Source organism: Micromonospora sp. NPDC047557 (genome assembly GCF_043205095.1).
Taxonomy (GTDB): domain Bacteria; phylum Actinomycetota; class Actinomycetes; order Mycobacteriales; family Micromonosporaceae; genus Micromonospora.
Window position 1 is genome coordinate 116,650 of record NZ_JBIDDK010000017.1, and the last position, 21,771, is coordinate 138,420.

Genomic DNA, 21,771 nt, shown 5'->3' on the forward strand with positions numbered 1-21,771 from the left:
GGTCTCCGTACCAGAACCGTAGCGAAACGCCGCACATGTGCCCGCCGTGGGCGGACCAGCGGCGTCGGCTCCAATCCTTGATCAGCGTTCGGGCCGGGTGATGCCCGTGAGCTGATGGATAGTCGGCTCGCTATCAGGCTGCCACCCGCCACCCGCGATCGCGGTGGCCGGCCGCCGCGGGGACGAGGAGGCGGACGTGATGACGGCACAGCCGATCGACGACAGGACGGCACCGGCGGCTGACATCAGGCGCCCGGACCTGTCCGAGAAGCGCCGGCGCCTGCTGGACGCGATGCTGGGCACGACGACGCCCGTCGCGGCCGACCGGATCACCCCGGCCAGCCGCGGAGGGCCGCTGCCGCTCTCTCCCGCACAGCAGCGGCTCTGGACGCTGGACCGGCTGATATCCCGGACGCCGCTGTACAACGCGCCCCTGGCCTACCGCCTGCGCGGGCGCCTGGACCGGGAGGCGCTGGCCGAAGCGCTCACCCGCCTGGTCGCCCGGCACGAGGTGCTCCGGACCACCTTCTCCTCCCGCAACGGAGTGCCTGAACAGGTGATCCGACCGGCCCAGCGGGTGCCCGTCACGCTGGTCCACGTCGCGTCGAACGGTGCACGACCGGGTCTGGCCGACATCGCTGACCGCGAGGCCAAGATCCCGTTCGATCTGGAGCAGGGACCGCTCTTCCGTGTCTCTCTGGTGCCGCTCGGCGATGACGACACCGTCCTGCTCCTCACGTTCCATCACATCCTCACCGACACCTGGTCGCTGGGCGTGATGTTCCGTGAGCTCGCCGCCGAGTACGACCGCGCCCGCGGCGTCGCAGCACCCGATCTCCCGCCGCTGCCGGTGCAGTACGCCGACTTCGCAGTTTGGCAGCGCGAGTCGCTAATCGGCGAGCGGACCCGCCGCGACCTGGACTATTGGACCGAGCAGCTGCGCGATGCGCCGCGAATGCTCACGCTGCCCACCGATCGGCCCGCCCCGGTGATGCCCACGTTCGCCGGCGCCACGCACGAGTTCACCGTGCCGGCCGGGATCACCGCGAGGCTGCGCGCCCTGGCCACGGCACACGACGCGACCTTGTTCATGGTGCTGCTGGCCGGCTTCGCCGCCACCCTGGCCCGGTACACCGGCCAGACCGACGTGGTGGTCTGCTCGCCGGTCGCAGGCCGCTCCCGGGTGGAGCTGGAGCACCTCATCGGGTTCTTCGTCAACAATCTTCTGCTCCGCATCGACCTCAGCGGCGACCCGGCGTTCACCGAGGTGCTCCGGCGGGTGCGCCGGACCGCGCTGGCCGGGTACGACCACCAGGACCTGCCGTTCGAGACGCTCGTCGAGGCGCTCAAACCGGAACGGCATCTGGGCCGGCAGCCACTCGCGCAGATCTCGTTCCAGGTGGCCGAGCCGGTCGGTGGGGAGGCCGAGTTCCTGCCGAGTCTCGCCGGCGTCACGGTCGAACCGATGGCGACCCACACCGGCACGAGCAAGTTCGACCTGTCGATCGCGATCACCGCTCACCCGGATGGGCTGCGCGGCACCGTCGAGTACGCGACCGAGCTCTACGATCCCGCCACGATCGAGCGGTTCACCGCGAACTTCGGCACCCTCCTGGAGAGCGTCGCCGATCTCCCCGAACGGCCGGTGCACACGCTGCCCGCTGTCGCCGAGCCGCAGCTGCGCCAGCTGATCACCGAGTGGAATCGGACCGAGCATCCGATCAGTGCGGGACCGTGCCTGCACGACCTCGTGGAAGCCACGGTACGGCGGAACCCAGAGGCCGTCGCCGTAGTGGCGGACACCGTGGAACTCACCTATCGGGAGCTGGACCAACGGGCCAACGGGCTGGCGCACCGCCTTCGGGCGAACGGCGTCACCGCCGACGACCTGGTGTGTCTGCTCGCCGACCGGTCACCGGCCACCGTGGTCGCCCAGCTCGCGATCCTCAAGGCCGGAGGGGCCTACCTCCCGCTGGATCCGGACCAGCCGCCGCAACGCCTGGCCGCGCTGATCACCGACTCCGGAGCCGGCATGCTGCTGGTCCAGCGGGGGTTGCTGGACGCCGTCCCGTCCCGGCAGCCCGCCACCGTCGTGGCGTTCGACGAGGTCGAACCCGGTGCTCCGAAGCCACCCCCGCGGATTTCCACCGCTGACAACCTGGCCTACGGGGTGTTCACCTCCGGCTCGACCGGGCGGCCCAAATGCGTGGTGACTCCGCACCGAGGCATCGTGAACATGCTGGAGTGGGCGCGGCACGAGTACCGGATGACTCCCGCCGACCGGATGGTCCACAAGGCTCCGTACAGCTTCGACGTGTCGGTGTGGGAGGTGTTCTGGCCGCTGGTCTACGGCGGCGCTGTGGTGATCGCCCGTCCCGGCGGGCAGCGCGACGCCCGTTACCTGGCCCGGCTGGTGAAGCAGCACCAGGTCTCGACGATCCACTTCGTGCCCACGATGCTCCGGGCGTTCATGGCGGTGCCGGCCGCCCGGGACTGCGATCGGCTCCGGCAGGTCATCTGCGGCGGCGAGCCGCTCACCACCGACCTGGTGGCCGACTTCTACGCGGCGTTCCCCGAGGGCGTGACCCTGCACAACCAGTACGGCCCGGCCGAAGTCTCGGTGCAGACCACCACCTGGCCGCTGGATCCCGGATGCCGCCGTGTCGTCCTCGGCCGGGGGGTCTGGAACACCCGGCTGTACGTCCTGGACACCGCCGGGCTGCCGGTGCCGGTGGGCGTCACCGGCGAGTTGTACCTGGCCGGTGTCCAGCTCGCTCGCGGTTACCTGGGCCAACCCGGACTCACCGCTGACCGGTTCGTCCCGGACCCGTACGGGCCGCCGGGCAGTCGCGCGTACCGCAGCGGCGATCTGGTGCGCCGGCTGCCCGACGGCACGCTGGAGTTCGCCGGGCGTGCCGACTACCAGGTGAAGATCGGCGGCCACCGTATCGAACCCGGGGAGGTGCAGACCCGGCTCGCCGAGCATCCGTCGGTGGGGCAGGCGGTGGTGGTGGCGCTGCCCGTGTCCTCGAATGCCAAACAGCTGGTCGCCTACGTGGTCGTCGAGCCCGGCCGCGAGCACGACCGGCTGGAGTCGGTGCTGCGCACCCACCTCGCCGAGCGGCTGCCCAGCTACCTCGTGCCCACCTGGATCGTCGTGCTGGACGCCCTGCCGCTCAACCACAACGGCAAGGTGGACGTCTCCGCGCTGCGACCGCCGCATCCCGGGGACCGGCCCGAGCATGTGCCGCCACGTACCGATACCGAGCTGGCGCTCAGCCGGATCTGGGAGCAGGTGCTACGACTCGACCGGGTAGGCGCCGACGACAACTTCTTCACGCTCGGCGGCGACTCGATCCGCGCCATCGAGGTCGTCGCCCGGGCACAGGGCGAAGGTCTGGAGCTGACCCCGAACCAGATCTTCCAGTACCAGACGATCGGCGAGCTGGCCCTGGTGGCCATCGCGGAAGCGGCCGCCGGTCCCCGGTCCCGGCCGGAGACCGCCCTGGCCGGGCCGGCCGTGGTCACCCCGATGCAGCGGCTGTATCTCCAGACCGGCGGCCGGGACGAGGACAGCCTCGCCCAATACGTGTGCCTGACCGTCCCCGCCCGTCTCGGCGCCGACGACCTGGATCGGGCGATCGGGCAGCTGATCCAGCGGCATCCGGCGCTGCGGACCAGGTACCGCCAGACCGCCGGCACCTGGACGCAGGAGGTCATGCCGTCTCGGCAGGCCGCGCTGCTGAACCGGATCCGGACCGGTGCCGACCTCGACGACGCGGCTGAGGCCTGGGTGCGCGAGGCCGTGGCCCGTCTGCGGCCCAGCGAGGGCCGGCTCGTCGAAGGCGCGCTGGTGTCCGACGGGGACAGCCACCTGCTCGTGCTGATGGCGCACCATCTTGGCGTGGACGCGGTCTCCTGGCGCATCCTGGTGGCCGAGCTGGAGACACTCTGCCGCGAGCCAGGCCGCGCGGTGGAGCTACCGGTACCGACCACCTCCTTCATCAGGTGGAGCGAAGGACTCGCCGCGCGTGCCGCCCGCACCGGCGTGGCCGAGGAGGCGTTCTGGCGGGATCGCTTGGCCGTGCCGGTTCCTCGGCTGCCCCGGGACCGGACGAGCGCGGAGGCGCCCGCCTACGGCACGGCCAGGCGGTTCGTCCTGCACGTGTCGAAGGAGGTGACGGACGCGCTCACCGAGGTGGGCCGCACGTACCGGGTCCGGCCGCACGAGATCTTCATCGCCGCGACCGTGGCCGCCCTGCGCCGCTGGACCGGCGCCGAGCAGATCCGGGTCGATCTGGAGGGACACGGCCGCGAGGACGTCCTGGAGGGGGTGGATGTGACCCGCACGGTCGGCTGGTTCACCTCGCTCTACCCCCTGGTGGTCGCGAACGCGGGGATCGGGGACGCGGCCGCCGAGCTGGTGGCGGTCAAGGAGGAGCTCCACCGGACACCCGACCGCGGCCTGGGCTTCGGCTGGGTCGCCGGGAACGCCACCGGCGAGTACCTGTTCAACTTCCTGGGCAGCCTGGACGGCGACGGTGCGCCGGGCAGCCTGCTCACGCCGGTCGGTGAGCCGCTGCGGCTGGCCGCGACGCCGTCACGGCCGCGTACCCACCTGATCGAATCCGATGCGTATCTGACCGGTGACGGTGCCCTCGTGCGCTGGCTTTACGAGCCGGCGATCCACGACGAGGTCACCATCCGTACGATCGCCGCGCATTTCGCCGCGTTCGTCGACGAGCTCGTCGAGCTCTCCCGCCTGCCCGGGGCCGCCGCGCTGACCGCCGGTGACTTCCCGCTGTCCGGCCTGACCACAGCGGAGCTGTCCCGGCACTTCGGACCGGGACACGAGGTCCAGGACATCTATCCCCTCTCGGCGATCCAGGAGGGCCTGCTGTTCCACACCCTCACCGCGCCGGACGCGGCGATGTACCTCACCCAGGCCAGCTGGGAGCTGGGAGACGTGCATGCGCCCACGCTCGCCGCGGCCTGGCAGGAGATCGTGCGGCGGACCCCGGTCCTGCGTACCCGGCTCTCCTGGCAGACGGTCCGGGAGCCCATGCAGGTGGTGGAGCGTGAGGTACGACTGCCGGTGGAAGTGCTGAACTGGGCCGGTCGACCGGCCGGGGAGCAGGCGCATGCACTGGACCAGCTGCTCGCCGACGGCCGCCGGGACCCGCTGGCCCTGGACCGGGCACCCCTACTGCGGATCACACTGATCCGGACCGCCTCGGCGAACTGGCGCATCGTCCTGGAGTGTCACCACGTCCTGCTGGACGGCTGGAGTGTGGTCATGCTTCTCGCGGACGTGCTGACGGCGTACCGTCGCCTGCGTTTCGGAGCCGATCTGCGCCTGCCGGCCCGGCCCGCGTTCCGGCACTACATCGACTGGCAGCGGCGCACACGGAACGACCAGGACCGGGACTACTGGATCGCACACCTGGAAGGGGTGACCGGTCCCACCCCGCTGCCGATCGGGCCGCCGCCGGGCGGCGCCGGGCAGGGCGCTCTGGACGTGCCCCTGCCGACCGGCTTCGCCGGTCTTGCCGACGCATTCGCACGGCGTGAGCAGATCACCCAGGGAACCCTCCTGCAGGGCGCGTGGGCGCTTGCCCTGGCCCGGTACCAGGACGCCGGTGACGTGGTCTTCGGGGTCACCGTCTCCGGGCGCAGCGGCCTGCCCGGGATCGAGCTCATGATCGGGCTGCTGATCAACACTCTGCCGCTGCGGGTCCGTGTGAACCGGGACGAGCCGGTCGGCGAGTGGCTACGGGCACTGCAGGCGGAACGCGCCCAGATGCCCTCGGAGCACACCTCGCTGGCCCAGGTGAAGAGCTGGAGCGGATTCCCGGCGCGGGCGCCGCTGTTCGACAGCATTCTGGTGATCGAGAACTATCCGATGGACGAGAACATCCGCAGTCAGCTCGGTGGGCTGTCCGCGGAGGTGCTGCGGGTGGAGGAGACCATCAGCTATCCGATCCGGGTGCTGGTCGCACCGGGCGCCTCGATCGAGATACAGCTGCGCTATGACCGGGCCCGCGTCGCTCCGGAGCATCTGGCGGCACTCGCCGCGAACCTGGGGACGGCGCTGACGGTCCTGGCCGACGGCTCGGCCGGGACCGTCAGCGGGGTTCTCAAGCGGCTGAGCCCATATCCCTCGGACGCGAGCTGAAGCATCCGCATCCGTGCCGGCGCCGGTCAGCCAGCCCGGCTGCGGCCAGCACCGCACCGGCGATGGCGTCCGACACCGACACCACCCGGCTGGCCCGCTCCCGCGGCACCCACAGCACCGGCAACTCGGTACAACCGAGCACCACGACGGTCGACTCGTCGGTGTGCCGCAGGATCAGATCGTGCAGAACAGCGGCGTCCGAGGCCCGGATCGCACCGGTCTTGACATTGTCGATCAGGCCGTCGACGACCGTCTGCTCGGCCGGAGCGGGGTAGCGCAACGCGACCCCGTCCGGCCAGACGTCGTTGTAGAGTCCGACCTGCCGCGCCGCGGAGGTGCACAGCACCACGGCCGCGGAGGCCTCTCGGGCGCGCAGCTCGCCGGCGACCTCACGCAAACCGTCCGCGATCGGAACGCCGGCCTGCTCCTCGATCGCTCGCCGGTAGGCATGGGTGGTCGCCGACGCCAGCCCGACCACGGTGCATCCCAGCGAGCCGAGGCTGCGGGCCGCGTCGACCAGCTGGGGCAGCGGCGACTCCGCGGCGGCGCCGAGATGCGCGATCCGGCTCGGGAACGGCCGGCTCAGCAGCACCACCGACGGATGCTCCTGGTCGGAGACGGCCGGGGTCATCCGGACCAGGCACTCGTAGACGTGGGCACCGGCAAGCGGGCCCAGCCCGCCGATGATGCCGATGCCGCCCAGCTGCTGCCACGGCAGCTGATGTGTCACGCGGGACGCTCCGTTCCGGTCGCCGTGGTCGCCGCCGGAGGCCGGCCCAGCGTGCGCCAGACCGGCATCGTGAACACAGTGGCCGCGGCCAGCGCGTAGCCGGCGGCGAAGACCCACAGCGTGGTACGGAGCCCGCCGCCGGCCAGCAGCACGCCGCCGAGCAACGGGCCGAGCGGAACCAGGGCGAACGCTCCGGAGAAGACCGCGCCCAGCACCCGGGCCCGCAGGTCAGCCGGTGTCCGCTGGTAGGCGGCGCTGCTGAGGATCGGATTCAGCACACCTGAGCAGAAACCGGTGGCCACCACCACGACGAGCAGCACCGGCAGGCCCGGCTCGGCCGCCAGGATCAGGCAGCGGGGAACGCCGACGAGGGCGAAGGCGATGCCGAACAACTGCCAGCGGGGCAGTCGCATCCCGTACGTGCCGAACGCGAGGCCACCGAGCACCGCGGCGAACGCCGACGTACCGATGAGCAGGCCCGCGGAGCCGGCTCCGGACAGAACCTCGTCCGCGTAGACCGGGATCACCACCGTCGAGTACGCCACGTCCAGCACGTTCGTCACGGCGAGAAGGAGGGCGATCGCCCGCAGCAGCGGCTCCCTGGCGGTGAAGGCGAATCCCTCCTTGAGCTCGGCCAGGTAACCGGACGCGGCGGCGGCCGGCCGGCCGGTCCCAGGAACCCGGACCAGCGCGACCAGCAACGCTGAGACCAGGAAGGTCGCGGCGTCCAGAACCAGCACGTTGACCGGCCCCATCACCGCGATCAACACACCGGCCAGCGGCGCGCCGACCATCCGGGCCGAACGTTCCAGCACCCCGAGGAAGCTGGTGGCTCGCTCGATCGGCATGGCCGCCTGCTCCGCCAGGTCCGGAAGCATGGCCTGCCGACCGGTATTGCCGGGCGTGTCGAACAGGGCCGCCACGAACACCAGGAGCAGCAGCGTCGGGAAGGAGAGCGCGTCGAAGCGGTGCAGAACCGGGATCAGCCCGATCATCACCCCCGCTACGAGGTCGCAGACGATGCTGGCGCGCCGGTGCCCGACCCGGTCCACCACGGCGCCGCCCAGCGTCAGGCCGAGCACCATCGGCAGGAAGGCGATCGCGGCGGTCAGGCCGGTCTGGGTTGCGCTGCCGGTGAGGGTGAGCACGAACCACGGCACCGCGAGGATCGTCATGGCGTTGCCCGTCAGCGAGATCCCGTGTGCGGTCAGCACCGTCCAGAACGGAACCGCCGACCGGTTCCCGGTGTTCACCTGCTCGCCGGCGCTCAACGCGATCCCGCCCGCGACGTCGTGGGCGACGTCGCGCCGAACGCGTCGTCGAGAGCCTGCCGCACGGAGGTGACGAAAACGCCGGTCCAGCGATCGCTGAAACGAGCCGCGTCACAGACGAAAGACATGTGGATGTCCGGTCCTCTCAGGTACACGTAAAGCGCCAGCGGGTGGCGCGACCTGGGAGCCTCCAGGTCGGCTGCGACGATATCGAAGCCAGGCCGAGCGGATTCAACCTCGACGATCTCCTGTACGTTGAACAGCGCCTGAGCGAGACTGAGCTCCGGGGTCAGCGCGGACGGCGCCAGGCTCTCCAGGGGCACGTCCACCTGCTCGTACGCGTCTAGCATCCGGCCGCGTACCTGTTCCAGCAGACCGGGCCAGTCGTGCCCTGCCATATCCACCGGCACGAGCACGGTGCCGGCCAGGTACCCGATCGTGTCCCGGGTCTCCGGCGCTTGACGGCCCGTGACCGGCATCGCGACGGTGAAACGCGTGCGCCCGCACGACTTGGCGAGCGCGTGCGCATACGCGGCACACAGGACCATCGGTGGTGTGCAGCCGTGAGCCCCGGCGTACGCGGCCAGCCGGGCCGTCGCGGCCGCGTCGAGCACCATGCTCCGGACCCGCCGCTCGCCGTCGGCGGGGTTCAGGAACGGGTATCCGTCCGGTAGATCCGGGATCAGCCGGGCCTCCGGGTCGATCCGGGCACGCCAGAAGGCGGCGGCGGCCGCACCTTCCGGCCCGGCCGCCGCGGCGGCCCGCTCGTCGGCGATCTCGGCGAACGGCCGAGGCACGGACCGTGGCAGGTCGCCCTGACCCCGGTACGCGGCCAGCGCCGCCACCAGTTCCCGGTGCAGCACTCCCATCGAGGCGCCGTCGAACACGATGTGGTGCACCACGACGCAGAGCACGTGTTCGGTGTCACCGGTCCGCAACAGCCGGACGCGCAGCAACGGCCCCTTCTCCAGGTCGAATCCGGTACCGGCGACGCTGCGCACCCAGCGGCTCACCTGATCGTCCGGCGCCGCGTCGCCGAGGTGGTCGACCGGCACCCGGATCTCGGACGGCTCACCGACGAACGCTCGGGGCTCACCGTCCACCACCGGAAAGCTGGTGCGGAACGCGTCGTGCCTCCGGGACAGGTGGGTGAACGCCCGGTCGAGCAGCTCCGGTTCGAGCCGGCCACTGATCCGGAAGACGCCACTGACGTGGTAACCGCTGCTGTCGGGCACCGCCCGGCATATCTTCCACACCCGTTTCTGGGCGGGTGAGAGACGGTGCGCCGGTCCCGGCGGTGCGACGATCCGGGCGGCGTCGTGCCCGGCCGGCAGGCGCCGGACAGCCTCGGCCTGCGCCTCCACGGTCGGCGCGTCGAAGATCGTCCGTACCGGGAAGCGGACCCCGAAGGCAGCGCCGATCCGGCCGGCCAGCCGCATCGCCAGCAACGAGTGTCCGCCGAGGTCGAAGAAGCTCTGGTCGACGGCGAACTCGACGTCGCCCAGCAGTTCCGACCAAATCGCCGCGACAGCGGCCTCGTCCGGCGTGCGTGGCGGCTGGATCGGTGCCGCCGGCGCGGGCAACGGCGTGATCGCCGGCAGCGCGCGCCGGTCCACCTTCCCTCCGGCGGTGCGCGGTAGCTCGGTGACCACGAGGTAGGCGGTGGGCAGGGCTGCCTGCGGCAAGGTCCGGGCCAGTTCCCGGCGCAGGCCGGCGGCCTCCGGCGGCCGCCGTGGATCGACCGGCGTCAGGTAGGCCACCAGCGTCACGTCGCCGGTGCCGGCGGTCTCGGCGAGACAGACCGCCTCCCGGACGCCAACCACCTCGCGCAGCGCCCGTTCCACCTCGCCGGGCTCCACCCGATGACCACGGATCTTGACCTGGTCGTCGGTCCGGCCGAGGAACTGCAGGGTGCCGTCGGAGCGCCGGCGAGCCCGATCCCCGGTTCGGTACATGCGGCCGCCCGGCACCCGAGGGTCCGGGAGGAACACGGCCGCGGTCCGGCCTGGGCGGTTCCAGTAGCCCCGGCTGACCCCGTTCCCGGCGATGTAGATCTCTCCGGCCAGCCCGGCCGGCACCGGGCGCAGCAGCGGGTCAAGGAGCCGCACCTCGGCGCCCCGGATCGGGCCGCCGATCGGCACGTCGTCGCCGGGCCCGCCGTCGGCCGGCACCCGGTACGCCGTCGTGGTCAGCGTCGCCTCGCTCGGCCCGTACATGTTCACCAGATCCGCCGAGGGGAACACCCGCCGCAACCCGGACAGGTCGGACCGGTGCAGCCGCTCGCCGCTGAGCAGCACCGTTCTGACGGCCGGTAGCGCATCGGACAGCCTGCACAGCTCCCGGGCAAGCGACGGAACCAACGCGAGGACGGCGCTCACCGAGGCGTCGCGCATCAGCGCGGCCGCCGCCTCCAGATCACGGCCGCCGTCCGGCGCGACGACCACGGTGGCCCCGGCGGTGAGCGGGTAGTAGGTGTCGCGCAGCGAGGCGTCGTATGACGGGTCGGTCAGCTGGACGACCCGGTCGGCCGGGGTGAGCGTCCCGTGCTCGTCCAGGTCGTCGAAGTAGTTCGCGATACCGCCGTGGTGGCCGACGATGCCCTTCGGCCCGCCGGTGGATCCGGAGGTGAACACCACGTAGGCGGCTGAATCCGGCGACAGGACGGGGAAACCCGCGGTCCGGTCCGGGGTGGCCTCGGGGCCGGTAGCGTTCCCGTCGCCGATCCAGTGCGACACCCCGCGCAGCTCAGGTGCCTTGCCAACGGCGATGCCGGCGATCGGCACGGCAGGCAACATTCGATTCAGCGTTTCCGGCGGCTGGCGCGCGTCGAGGGGCACGGCGACGGCGCCGGCCCGCCACACGCCCAGCATCGTGGCGATCGACTCCGCCGAGCGGGTGGCGACCACCGCGATCATCCGCTCGGGGCCGGCACCCGACGCGATCACCTGCCGGGCGACCGCGTCGGCGGCCTCCTGTAGTTCGCCGTACGACCAGCGGCGATCGCCGTCGACGACCGCGACGGCGCCCGGATCGGTGGTAGCCCGCGCAGCCACCCGCTCGGCGAGCGGGTGGAAGCCTTCGTGGTCCTGGTTCACTCGTCTCCTCGGGGGGATTCGCCGGCGGCACGGACCAGTTCCTCGGAGGCCCTGCGGACGCGATCGCCGATCTCCGGGTCGGCGGCCAATACCGCGGCGAAGGCCCGCGGCGTGGCGGCCTCGAACAGCGTGCCCACCGCCACCTCCACGACGAACACCGCGTTCACGGCAGCGACCAGGCGCAACGCGCGCAGCGAGTTGCCACCGACGGCGAAGAAGTCACTGTCGGCGCCCAGCCCCGGCTGCCCCAGCGTCTCCTCCCAGACGCTGACCAGCACCTCCTCGATCGCGGACGCGGGTGCGGCCGGCACCCCGGCCGGCACCTCGACGACGATCTCCGGCAGCGCCGAGCGATCCACCTTGCCGCTGGTCGTCAACGGCATCCGGTCGAGCACCCCGATGGCGTCCGGGACCATGTAACCGGGCAGCGTGGTGCCCAGGTGGGCACGCAGGTCCTCGCTGGAGAGGGTGGGGTCCGATGTGGTGGTGTACGCGAACAGGCGCCGGTCACCGACCTGGTCGGCCCGGGCGACGGCGACCGCGTCCCGCACGCCGGGGTGAGCGCGCAGCGTCGCCTCGACCTCGCCGAGCTCCACCCGGAATCCCTGGATCTTCACCTGGAAGTCGCGGCGGCCGAGGAATTCGATGTTGCCGTCGTCCAGGTACCGGCCCATGTCGCCGGTCCGGTACAGGCGATCCGACAGCCGATCGTCGACGACGAAGGCGGCCGCGGTTCGCTCCGGGTCACGCCAGTAGCCCTGCGCGACGCCAATCCCTCCGATGTAGAGTTCGCCGGGCACTCCGGGCCGGCACGGGAGGCCCTGCTCGTCGAGCACGTGGAAACGCTGATTGGCGAGCGGCTTGCCGTACGGGATGCTGCGCCAGCCCGGATCCACCCGGTCGACGACGTAGAAGATCGACCAGATCGACGCCTCCGTGGCGCCCCCGGCGCTGACCACTGTCGCCCCGGTCGCCAGGGCGCGCAGCCGGTCGGGCAGGTCGACCCCGATCCAGTCGCCGCTGAGCAGCACGAGACGCAGGCTGGCCATCCGTTCGCCTCCGCCACGGCTCTCGGCCAGTTCGACGAGCATCCGCAACAGCGCCGGCACCGAGTTCCACACGGTCACCCGGTGCCGGACGACCAGGTCGAGCCAGACGGACGGGTCGGGCAGCGGCGTCCGGGGCGGGATCACGATCGTGGCGCCGGCGGCAAGCGTCCCGAAATAGTCGTAGATGGACAGGTCGAAGGTAAACGACGACACCGCGAAGACCCGGTCGCCGGGCCCGACGCCGAACCTGTCGTTGATGTCCAGCAGCGTGTTCACCGCGCCCCGATGCGAGATCATCACGCCTTTCGGCTGTCCGGTGGAACCGGAGGTGTAGATGATGTACGCCAGATCGTCGGGGCTCACCGGCACCCGGGGCCGCCCGGCCCGGAGCGGGCCGGGCGGGTCACCGACGACGACCCGCGTCATGGTGGCCGGGATCGGCGGCACGGCGGCATCGCCGGCCAGAACCGCCGCACGCGCCTGCGAGTGGTCCAGCAGGCGCCGGATCCGCTCCGCGGGGAAGTCCGGATCGATGGGCACGAAGACGCCGCCCGCTCCGAGCACGCCGAGCGCGGCAGCGATCTGCTGCCAGCCCTTCGACACCACGACCGCGACGATCTCGCCCGGCGCGAGGCCGGCCGCCAGCAGCCCGTCGGCCACCTCGTCGGCGTGACGCTGCAACTCCCGGTAGGTCATCGAGCCACCGGGGTGAACGATCGCGGTGGCATCCGGATCGAGGCCGGCCCGGTCATGGAAGAGTTCGTGCATCAGCCTTTCTGCGCCCGGGAACAGCACCTCGGCGGCCCCGGCCGGGGCCAGCACCTCAGTCCGATCGACCGTGGTCATCATGATCTCCGTTCGTCGCGAGTGCTCGGTTCCGGCTCGTCGCCGGTGAGCTGCAGGACTGACACCGGAAGGCTGGGATCCGCAGCGGCACTGGTCAGCAGCGCGGTGTAGTAATGGGCGATCTGCTCGACGGTCTCCCGATCGAACAGCTCGGTCCGGTAGACGATCGTGCCGTCGATGGTGTCGTCGTCGGCGAGCAGCGAGAAGCTGAGATCGAACTTGGCCGTAGTCACCGGCGACGGCATCGGTGTGGTGGTCAGGCCCGGCAACTCCGGCCCCCGCGACACACCCTCATCCACCGAGAACATCACCTGGAAAAACGGATTACGCGACCCGTCCCGCCGCCCCGCCAACTCCTTCACCAACCGCTCGAACGGCACATCCTGATGCGAGAAAGCCTCCACCGCACCCACCCGCGCCCGCCGCACCAACTCCACAAACGACGGATCCCCCGACACATCCGACCGCAACACCACCGTATTCACAAAGAACCCGATCAAATCCTCCAACTCAGCACGCCCACGACCCGCCATCGGCGTACCCACCGCAACATCCACCGCACCGGTAAACCGATGCACCAACCCCACCAACCCCGCCTGCAACACCATGAACAACGTCGCCCCACACAACCGCCCCACCGCCCGCAGACGACCCACCACCTCCGCACCCAACCCAAAACCCACCACCGCACCCGCCGAACCCACCCGCACCGGACGCACCCGATCCGACGGAAACTCCACCCGCTCCAACCCCGCCAACCGACCACGCCAAAACGCCAACTGCCCCGCCAACACCCCCGACTCCAACCACGACCGCTGCCACCACGCGAAATCCGCATACTGCACCGGCAACACCGGCAACACCGGCACGCCACCCACCACCCGCGCCGCATACGCCACCGACAACTCACGCCACAACACCGGAACCGACCAACCATCAAGCACCAAGTGATGCGCCACCACCACCAGCACGTGCTCACCCACACCCACCCGCACCAACACCACCCGCACCAACGGCCCCACCTCCACATCCAGCACACCCGACACCACCGCACCCACCAGCGCGTCCGGATCGCCGGAAGCGGTGTGGTACTCGACGGTGACGGTGGACGCGTCCAGGGTCTCGAGGTAGGCGTCGCCGTCGATCTCGGTGACCCGGCTGCGGAGGATCTCGTGACGGGTGACGACGTCGGTGACGGCGGCGCGCAGCGCGTCCACGTCCAGCGGCCCGGACAGCCGCAGGATCGCGGGACTGTTGTAGTCACTCCGGCCGGGCTCGTATTTGACCAGGAACCAGATGCGTTGCTGTGCGGCGGAGAGCGGGCACGGCCGGCCCGGCGGACGGCGCGGGATCGCGGTGACTTGCGCGGCGGTGCGCACCGTCGCGGCGAAGGCGGACAGCACCGGATTCTGGAAGATCTCCCTCAACGGAACGTCGACGCCGAGCTTCCTGTTCAGGTCGGCGACCACCCGGGCGGCCCGCAGCGAGTGCCCACCCCGGTCGAAGAAGTCGTCGTCGCGGCCGACGCGCTCGGTCTCCAGGTGGACGGCCCAGATCTCGGCCACCGCCCGCTCCAGATCGTCGCGGGGCGGTGTGTACGGCGTGTCCGCCGATCCGCTGTCGACGGGCGGCAGCGCGGACCGGTCGACCTTGCCGTTGGGGGTGACGGGCAGCCGGATGAGCGCTGCCATCCGGGTCGGCACCATGTGGTCGGGCAATGTGGCACGCAAGTCCTGACGCAGCCGTCCCCACGGCATCTCGGCGCTCGGTTGCCAGACCACGTAGGCGGTCAGCTCGGCGCTCTCGCCTTCGCCCCGGACGAGAACGACGGCCTGCCGCACCGCGGGATGCTCGCCGAGCGCCGCCTCGACCTCGCCGGTCTCGATGCGCTGGCCGCGGATCTTGACCTGCGTGTCGCAGCGGCCGAGGAACACCAAACCGCCCGCTTCGGTCCAGCGGGCACGATCCCCGGTGCGGTACACCCGCGAGCCGGCCGGCCCGAAGGGGTCGGGGACGAAACGTTCCGCGGTGAGGCCGGGCTGGCCGGCATATCCGCGCCCGACTCCGGCCCCGCCGATGTAGATCTCTCCGGCCACGCCATCCGGTGACAGCAAACCGTTCTCGTCGAGCAGGCGGATCGACCAGCCGCGCATCGGCCCTCCGAGCGGAAGCGGCGCACCGGGCGGAAGCTGGTTGATCCGGTACGCGGTGGCGGAGACCGTGGTCTCGGCCGGCCCGTATCCGTTCCACAGCTCGCCGACCCGGCCGAGCAGGTCACGGACCAGGTCGCCGGGCAGGCTCTCGCCACCGGCCATGGCCCGCAGGCCGGGTCGCCGCCAGCCGGCCGGCAACAAGGACCAGGTCGCCGGGGTGGCAAGGGCGACCGTGACGCCGTACTGATCCACCGCGGCGGTGAATGACACGCCGTCCCCCGCCACACCGCGAGGCAGCAGCGCGACCGCCGCCCCGGCGGTCAGGGGTGCGAGGATCTCGGCGATCACGATGTCGAACGCCGGTGATGCCAGCGCGCTCTGTACCTCGCCCGGTCCCAGCCCGAGAAGGCGGCACATCTCCCGGCTCAGCGCGGCGAGTCCGCGATGGGTCAGCATCGCGCCTTTGGGCTCGCCGGTTGTTCCGGAGGTGAAGGCCAGGTAGGCGAGCTGATCGGGATGAACCGGGGCGGGGGCGGGCGCCGGCTCGTGCCCCTGCCAGGCGATGGCGGCAGGGTCGAGCACTGACGACCATTCGCCGAGGTCCCCGTCGAGGAGGGCGGGCCGGGTGACGACGATCCGCGCGTCGGCCGTACGCACCATCCGTTGACGGCGCAGCACCGGCTGGTCGGGGTCAAGCAGGAGGAAGGCAGCTCCGGCGAGCAGCACCCCGGCAACGGCGGCGATCATCTCGGGTGATCGCTCGAGCTGTACCGCGACCACCGTCTCCGGGCCTGCTCCATGCTCGCGCAGCGCGCAGGCGATCGCGTGTGCCCGAGCGGCGAGCTCGCGGTAGGTCAGCGTGCCTCCAGGCCCCGTCACGGCCGGCGCTCCGGGGTGCTCGGCCGCCCGCCGCAGGAACGCCGCTGGGAAGGACTCGTCCGCGTCGCGGTCGCCGCCGTCACCGCGGCTCAGCACGATTGCCCGCTGACGCGGGGCGAGGAGGTCGACGAGCGAGAGGGGCTTCTCGGGTTCCCGGGAGACGTTCTCCAACAGCGTCACGTAGTGCGCGGCGATGCGCTCGGCGGTCTCGGCGGTGAAGAGGTCGGTCTTGAAGATGACGTTGCCGGACAGGTCGTCGCCGTCGACCTCGATCGCGATTCCCAGCTCGAACTCGGTGTGCTCCGGGATGAGCGGCATCGGTGTGGTGGTCAGGCCCGGCAACTCCGGCCCCCGCGACACACCCTCATCCACCGAGAACATCACCTGGAAAAACGGATTACGCGACCCGTCCCGCCGCCCCGCCAACTCCTTCACCAACCGCTCGAACGGCACATCCTGATGCGAGAAAGCCTCCACCGCACCCACCCGCGCCCGCCGCACCAACTCCACAAACGACGGATCCCCCGACACATCCGACCGCAACACCACCGTATTCACAAAGAACCCGATCAAATCCTCCAACTCAGCACGCCCACGACCCGCCATCGGCGTACCCACCGCAACATCCACCGCACCGGTAAACCGATGCACCAACCCCACCAACCCCGCCTGCAACACCATGAACAACGTCGCCCCACACAACCGCCCCACCGCCCGCAGACGACCCACCACCTCCGCACCCAACCCAAAACCCACCACCGCACCCGCCGAACCCACCCGCACCGGACGCACCCGATCCGACGGAAACTCCACCCGCTCCAACCCCGCCAACCGACCACGCCAAAACGCCAACTGCCCCGCCAACACCCCCGACTCCAACCACGACCGCTGCCACCACGCGAAATCCGCATACTGCACCGGCAACACCGGCAACACCGGCACGCCACCCACCACCCGCGCCGCATACGCCACCGACAACTCACGCCACAACACCGGAACCGACCAACCATCAAGCACCAAGTGATGCGCCACCACCACCAGCACGTGCTCACCCACACCCACCCGCACCAACACCACCCGCACCAACGGCCCCACCTCCACATCCAGCACACCCGACACCACCGCACCCACCACCTGGTCGACCAGACCGGCGGCGGGCACGCCGGACAGGTCGACCAGGGGCACGGGTACCGGAGCGGGTGGGTGCACGACAGGGGCGGGACGGCCGTCGCGTTCCGGGAAGGTGGTGCGCAACGCTTCATGGCGGCCGACCACGTCGGTGACGGCGGCGCGCAGCGCGTCCACGTCCAGCGGCCCGGAGAGGCGGAAGGCGAACGGCACGTTGTAGTCAGGGCTCGGTTCCCGGGTACGCTCCGCGAGCCACAACCGGGCCTGGGCGTACGAGACGACGGGTTCGCGCCCGGCTCGCGCCGTCACCATGGCGGATTCGGCGATCCGCTGTTCGGTAGCGGCCTGGATCGCCCGCCGGAGGCGGCTGCGAGCCGGATCGGTTGTCATCTGCGCTCCTTCGTTGCCCGCGGCCGGGCCGATCACAACGGTCGATCATGGATCTGCGGTCAGGTCCACCAGAGGATGTCGCCGGCGGGGTCGCGGCCGGTGAACGCGGTGAGCAGCAGCCGTCTCGGGCTGCAAGGCCCGGGGTCGCCGCCGAGCACGGCGTGCACCAGGTTGCCGTTGATCACGACCAGGTCGCCACCGGCGACCTCCACCGTGAGGCTCTGCCGGTCGCGCAGTACCGCGTGCGGGTAGGGGTATCCGCTGTGTGTCAGGCCGAGCCTGGCCCGGGAAGCGTCGTCGGGTTCGACGTTCCACAGCCTGAGCTGGCCCGCGCCGGCCGGCGCCTGCGGGTACGCGTTGATCGCCATCACCCGCCGCACCTGTTGGATCTCGAACCCCTTCTGCAGCGGATCGGAGAGCTGAGCGAGGTCGTCGTGCGGCAGCAACTGGAACTCACCGGCGTTGTTCCAGCACACCGCCTTCGAGTCGGCCGCGACCCTTCCGCCGTGCCGGGCCGCGCGTACCGCGACGCCGGGCTGGTGGGCGCCGAGCCGGCGCCGGAACGCGGAGATCGGATCGGTGGTGCCGGCATAGAGATCGGCCAGCGCTCGCGTTCCGGCCGCGACCTCGGACAGGTACTGGTCGGTGGTCTTCTCGATGTGCGAGGCGCCGATGATGTACGCCTCCACACCGTCCTCCCCCTCGCCGTACCGAGGGCTGCGATGTATCGACTCCCAGAAGTTGCTCTCGATGGCACGGCGGTCCGGCTCGCTGATGAAGTTCGTGATCCGGTATGCGGCGAGCCGGCCGTCCAGTACATCGACCACCGCGCCGAAGTCGGCCTCCCCATCGGTCTGGTGCAGCCGGAACCCGGAGGCCGGCAGCTCCGACCCGGTCACCGGGAGCATCGCCGTTTCGCTGCTCATGCGCTTTCCCGGGTCGTCGTGTGCAGCAGCGCACGCCGGGTGTGGAGGAAACCGAGCATGGCCGGGACCGGGCTGATGATGCGCTCGGTGGAGTCCAGCCGGACACGGGCCCGCTCCCGCACCGCCGGCAGCTGCGACCAGTGCGCGGTGGGGTTCAGGTGGTGCTCCTGGTGGTATCCGTCGTTGAAGGAGAGCAGGTTGTAGAGCCGGCCGTAGTGGCTGACCGAATCGGCGGCACGATCGTCCGGATTGGCGCCGTAGTGCCGGTAGTAGTTCTGGACGTTGACCATCGTCAGGGCCAGGAAGAACGCCGGCAGGTAGCAGGCCAGCGTCCACTGCCAGGAGATGGCCGCGAACACGATCAGAGACAGCGAGTGCGCCGCGCGGTCCAGCTGGATCTGCCCCAGTTCACGGCCACGACGCGGGTCGCGCGGCGAGACGAGCGACAGCAGGACCTGCTCGCCGGAGCCGACCCGCCACAGACGGGTGGCGCTGAGGAACTCGCGGGCCCTGCCGATCAGGGACTCGGCGGCTCCGCCGACCGAGTACCGCAGCATCGGGGCGTGGTTGCCGTCCCGGCCGCCGCGGTAGGTGGAGGTGATGTCCCGGGTCGTCCCGTCGGCTTGCAGCGGGTCGTTGTTGAAGCGGTGGTGGTTCCGGACGTGGGTGAGCTGGTACGCCATCACCGACTGCCCGATGTTCAACGAGTTCAGGATCGACACGGCGGAGTTCAGCCGGCGGTCGGCGAACCACGGTGAGTGGGTGACCAGATGGGTGATGACGATGATGTTGTAGGCCATCATCACCGGCAGGGTCAGCCCGGTGACGACCTTCACCCATGGCGCCATCTGACCGAACAGCGCCGCCATCGCGACCATCGCGGTGAACTGACCCACGCTCAGGGCCACGAGGATGCCGTCCAGCGGTGACTTCTTCCATATCTGCACGAGTGCTCCTAGAAGTAGGACACGAGCGAGCCGCGGCGCCGGACGTCGAGGGTGGCGCAGTGGAACGAACCGCCGAAGCTGTTGAAGTTGCGGAAGTCGCAGAGGATCGGGGTGAAGCCGTACTGCTTCATCGTGGCGATCATCGGCTCGTCGCTCGCCTCGACGACGACGCGCTGCTCGTCGAGCATGAGGATGTTCATGTTGATCCACTTGCTGGTGAAATAGAGCGGGTGCGAATCCGGCAGCACCGGCCGGGGTGCCTCGATCACGTCCCATCCGCGGAACAGATCCGGCACCCGGGGCACCCGTTCGGGGTTGATGAGCAGCTTGCCCGGCGCCATCGGCACGAGGGTGGCGTCGATGTGCATCGGATGGGTGTCGGCGAAGTCGAACACGTGGATCCGGTACTCGTCGCCGAGCTGGCGGCGCAGCCACTCGATGCCGAAGTCGTTGGTGACGTTGGACCGCTGCGCGATGATGTCCCGGCCGCAGCGGGTGAAGTCCGCAGCGTCGAACGTCGGCTCGAACTCGGTCACCACCAGTCGTGCCGGTAGTTCCTCGCTGTCGGTCCAGTTCGGGTCGAACTGCTCGTCCGTCAGTTCGGGCTTCGGCGCGGCGGTCCACCGGGCGCCACCCGCGAAGTACTCCTTGAGCAGCGGCCGGTAGGCGAGCGTCTCGTAGTACCGCGACCGCCAGGCGGTCGGGCACTCGATGATCTGATCGCCGACCACGAGCAGGACGTCGCGGGGCATCGCGGCGTACATCCCGGTGCTAGCCCAGCTCAGCGTCCGGTATTCGGTGCGCTGCGGGATCTCCTCGGGTCGCCGGACGCGGACCCCTTCGGCGTCGAGGATTCGTGCGAACTCGTCGAGTTCACGCCGGGCGGCCGCGACCAGCTCCGGCGGGAAGGGACGGCCGGCCATCGTACGAAAGGTCTCGTGCTGCTGAGGCGGCAGCACCGGGGGCAACGCGGCGTGCCAGGGCGGGAACACCGCGCCGTCGACGATTCCGACGATCACCTCTTCGAGCGGGTCCCACTCGGTGTAGGACTGGACCGGACCCGTCGCCGTCTCCGCCGAGGTCACGCCTGGGCCGTCCGTAGCGTGCGGTGCGGCGCGAAGGTCTGCCTGTCGCCGGACCATGCCGTGCCGTTCGCGACCGCGTCGAGCCGCGCCAGATGGTCGGCTTCGAGCACCACGTGCGCCGCGCCGACGTTCTCCTCGAGCCGGGAACGCTTGGTGGTGCCGGGGATCGGCACGACGTCGGGCCCCTGGGCGAGCAGCCACGCCAGAGCCAGCTGCGCGGCGGTGATCCCCATGTCGGCAGCGATCTCGCGGACCGCCTCCAGCACGGCGACGTTGCGTTCCAGGTGCTCACCCTGCAGTCGCGGGTCGAGATGGCGGTCGTCGTCCGGTGTCAGATCGCTGGTCCGCAGGTCCCGCCCGGTGAGGAATCCACGCCCGAGAGGGCTGTACGGCACCAGGCTGATCCCGAGCTTGCGGGCGGCCGGGACGACCTCGTCAGCCGGACCGGGCCACCACAGCGACCACTCGTACTGAAGCGCGGCGATGGGGTGCACGCTGCACGCCCGGGCCATCTCCTCCGGTCCGGTCTCGGACAGCCCGAGATAACGCACCTTGCCCGCCTTCACCAGCTCGGCCATCGCCCCGACGCTGTCCTCGATCGGTACGTTCTCGTCCACCCGGTGCAGGTAGTAGACGTCGATGCGGTCGGTACCGAGCCGCTGCAACGAGTTGTCGCAGTACCGGCGGATGTCCTCCGGGCGAGCGGACACATAGGCGGGATCGCCCGGATTCTCGCGGATGATGCCGAACTTGGTGGCGAGCACGATCTCGTCGCGCCGGTCGCCGAGGGCCCGGCCGACGAGTCGTTCGTTGCCTCCTGCGCCGTAGCTCATCGAGGTGTCGATGAGGGTCACGCCGAGGTCGACAGCGTGCCGGAGGGTGGCGATGGATTCCTGCTCGTCCGCGGGTCCGTAGTCCTGAGACATCCCCATACAGCCCAGACCGAGCGCGGAGACGGACAGACCCTGAGTGCCGAGACTTCGTGAGGGCAGTGGGTTCCTGAGGTTGTCCACGAGTACCTCCGTGAGGTGTGATGACGGTTGGGCGGCCAACGAAATCCTGCGCGGCATCGCTGACCTCCGATGAGCACCTCGGCG

At 70.6% G+C, this 21,771-nt stretch carries 10 protein-coding genes; 1 reads left to right on the forward strand and 9 read right to left on the reverse strand.

What is annotated here, in order from left to right:
• The first annotated feature begins 199 nt into the window (after positions 1–199).
• Positions 200–6,175, forward strand: coding sequence for an amino acid adenylation domain-containing protein (locus ACGGAQ_RS29020; protein WP_393054683.1), 5,976 nt, complete (start codon positions 200–202; stop codon positions 6,173–6,175).
• Here ACGGAQ_RS29020 and ACGGAQ_RS29025 read toward each other — a convergent pair.
• From ACGGAQ_RS29025 to ACGGAQ_RS29065, 9 genes are read right to left on the reverse strand one after another with little or no spacing between them, the layout of a single operon-like run.
• Positions 6,138–6,905, reverse strand: coding sequence for an aspartate/glutamate racemase family protein (locus ACGGAQ_RS29025; protein ID WP_393054649.1), 768 nt, complete (start codon positions 6,903–6,905; stop codon positions 6,138–6,140). The genes ACGGAQ_RS29020 and ACGGAQ_RS29025 overlap by 38 nt on opposite strands.
• Entirely contained in the window at positions 6,902–8,176 is a 1,275-nt protein-coding gene (locus ACGGAQ_RS29030) for an MFS transporter (protein ID WP_393054651.1), read from the reverse strand. The genes ACGGAQ_RS29025 and ACGGAQ_RS29030 overlap by 4 nt, the downstream gene beginning before the upstream one ends.
• Positions 8,173–11,271: an amino acid adenylation domain-containing protein gene (locus ACGGAQ_RS29035; protein ID WP_393054653.1), complete on the reverse strand. Its 3,099-nt coding sequence runs from the start codon at positions 11,269–11,271 to the stop codon at positions 8,173–8,175. The genes ACGGAQ_RS29030 and ACGGAQ_RS29035 overlap by 4 nt, the downstream gene beginning before the upstream one ends.
• The gene (locus ACGGAQ_RS29040) at positions 11,268–13,166 is read right to left on the reverse strand and encodes an amino acid adenylation domain-containing protein (protein ID WP_393054655.1); all 1,899 of its coding nucleotides are present in this window, start codon (positions 13,164–13,166) and stop codon (positions 11,268–11,270) included. The genes ACGGAQ_RS29035 and ACGGAQ_RS29040 overlap by 4 nt, the downstream gene beginning before the upstream one ends.
• Positions 13,166–17,716: an amino acid adenylation domain-containing protein gene (locus ACGGAQ_RS29045; protein ID WP_393054657.1), complete on the reverse strand. Its 4,551-nt coding sequence runs from the start codon at positions 17,714–17,716 to the stop codon at positions 13,166–13,168. The genes ACGGAQ_RS29040 and ACGGAQ_RS29045 overlap by 1 nt, the downstream gene beginning before the upstream one ends.
• A gap of 59 nt (positions 17,717–17,775) precedes the next feature.
• Positions 17,776–18,642, reverse strand: a complete 867-nt coding sequence (locus ACGGAQ_RS29050; RefSeq protein WP_393054659.1) for a hypothetical protein — start codon at positions 18,640–18,642, stop codon at positions 17,776–17,778.
• The gene (locus ACGGAQ_RS29055) at positions 18,639–19,589 is read right to left on the reverse strand and encodes a fatty acid desaturase family protein (RefSeq protein ID WP_393054661.1); all 951 of its coding nucleotides are present in this window, start codon (positions 19,587–19,589) and stop codon (positions 18,639–18,641) included. Before ACGGAQ_RS29055 ends, ACGGAQ_RS29050 begins: the two co-directional genes overlap by 4 nt.
• Positions 19,590–19,597: 8 nt before the next feature.
• The gene (locus ACGGAQ_RS29060; protein ID WP_393054663.1) at positions 19,598–20,674 is read right to left on the reverse strand and encodes an amidinotransferase; all 1,077 of its coding nucleotides are present in this window, start codon (positions 20,672–20,674) and stop codon (positions 19,598–19,600) included.
• A complete protein-coding gene (locus ACGGAQ_RS29065; RefSeq protein WP_393054665.1) occupies positions 20,671–21,744 on the reverse strand; it encodes an aldo/keto reductase in 1,074 nt (357 codons plus the stop codon). The genes ACGGAQ_RS29060 and ACGGAQ_RS29065 overlap by 4 nt, the downstream gene beginning before the upstream one ends.
• Between the last annotated feature and the right edge of the window lie 27 nt (positions 21,745–21,771).

What these genes read in the sequence shown, in the direction of transcription:
- ACGGAQ_RS29065 (WP_393054665.1), bottom strand. Translation starts at nt 21,744, where the DNA reads ATGCCGCGCAGGATTTCGTTGGCCGCCCAACCGTCATCACACCTCACG.
- ACGGAQ_RS29020 (WP_393054683.1), top strand. Translation starts at nt 200, where the DNA reads ATGACGGCACAGCCGATCGACGACAGGACGGCACCGGCGGCTGACATC.
- ACGGAQ_RS29045 (WP_393054657.1), bottom strand. Translation starts at nt 17,716, where the DNA reads ATGACAACCGATCCGGCTCGCAGCCGCCTCCGGCGGGCGATCCAGGCC.
- ACGGAQ_RS29050 (WP_393054659.1), bottom strand. Translation starts at nt 18,642, where the DNA reads ATGAGCAGCGAAACGGCGATGCTCCCGGTGACCGGGTCGGAGCTGCCG.
- ACGGAQ_RS29040 (WP_393054655.1), bottom strand. Translation starts at nt 13,166, where the DNA reads ATGACCACGGTCGATCGGACTGAGGTGCTGGCCCCGGCCGGGGCCGCC.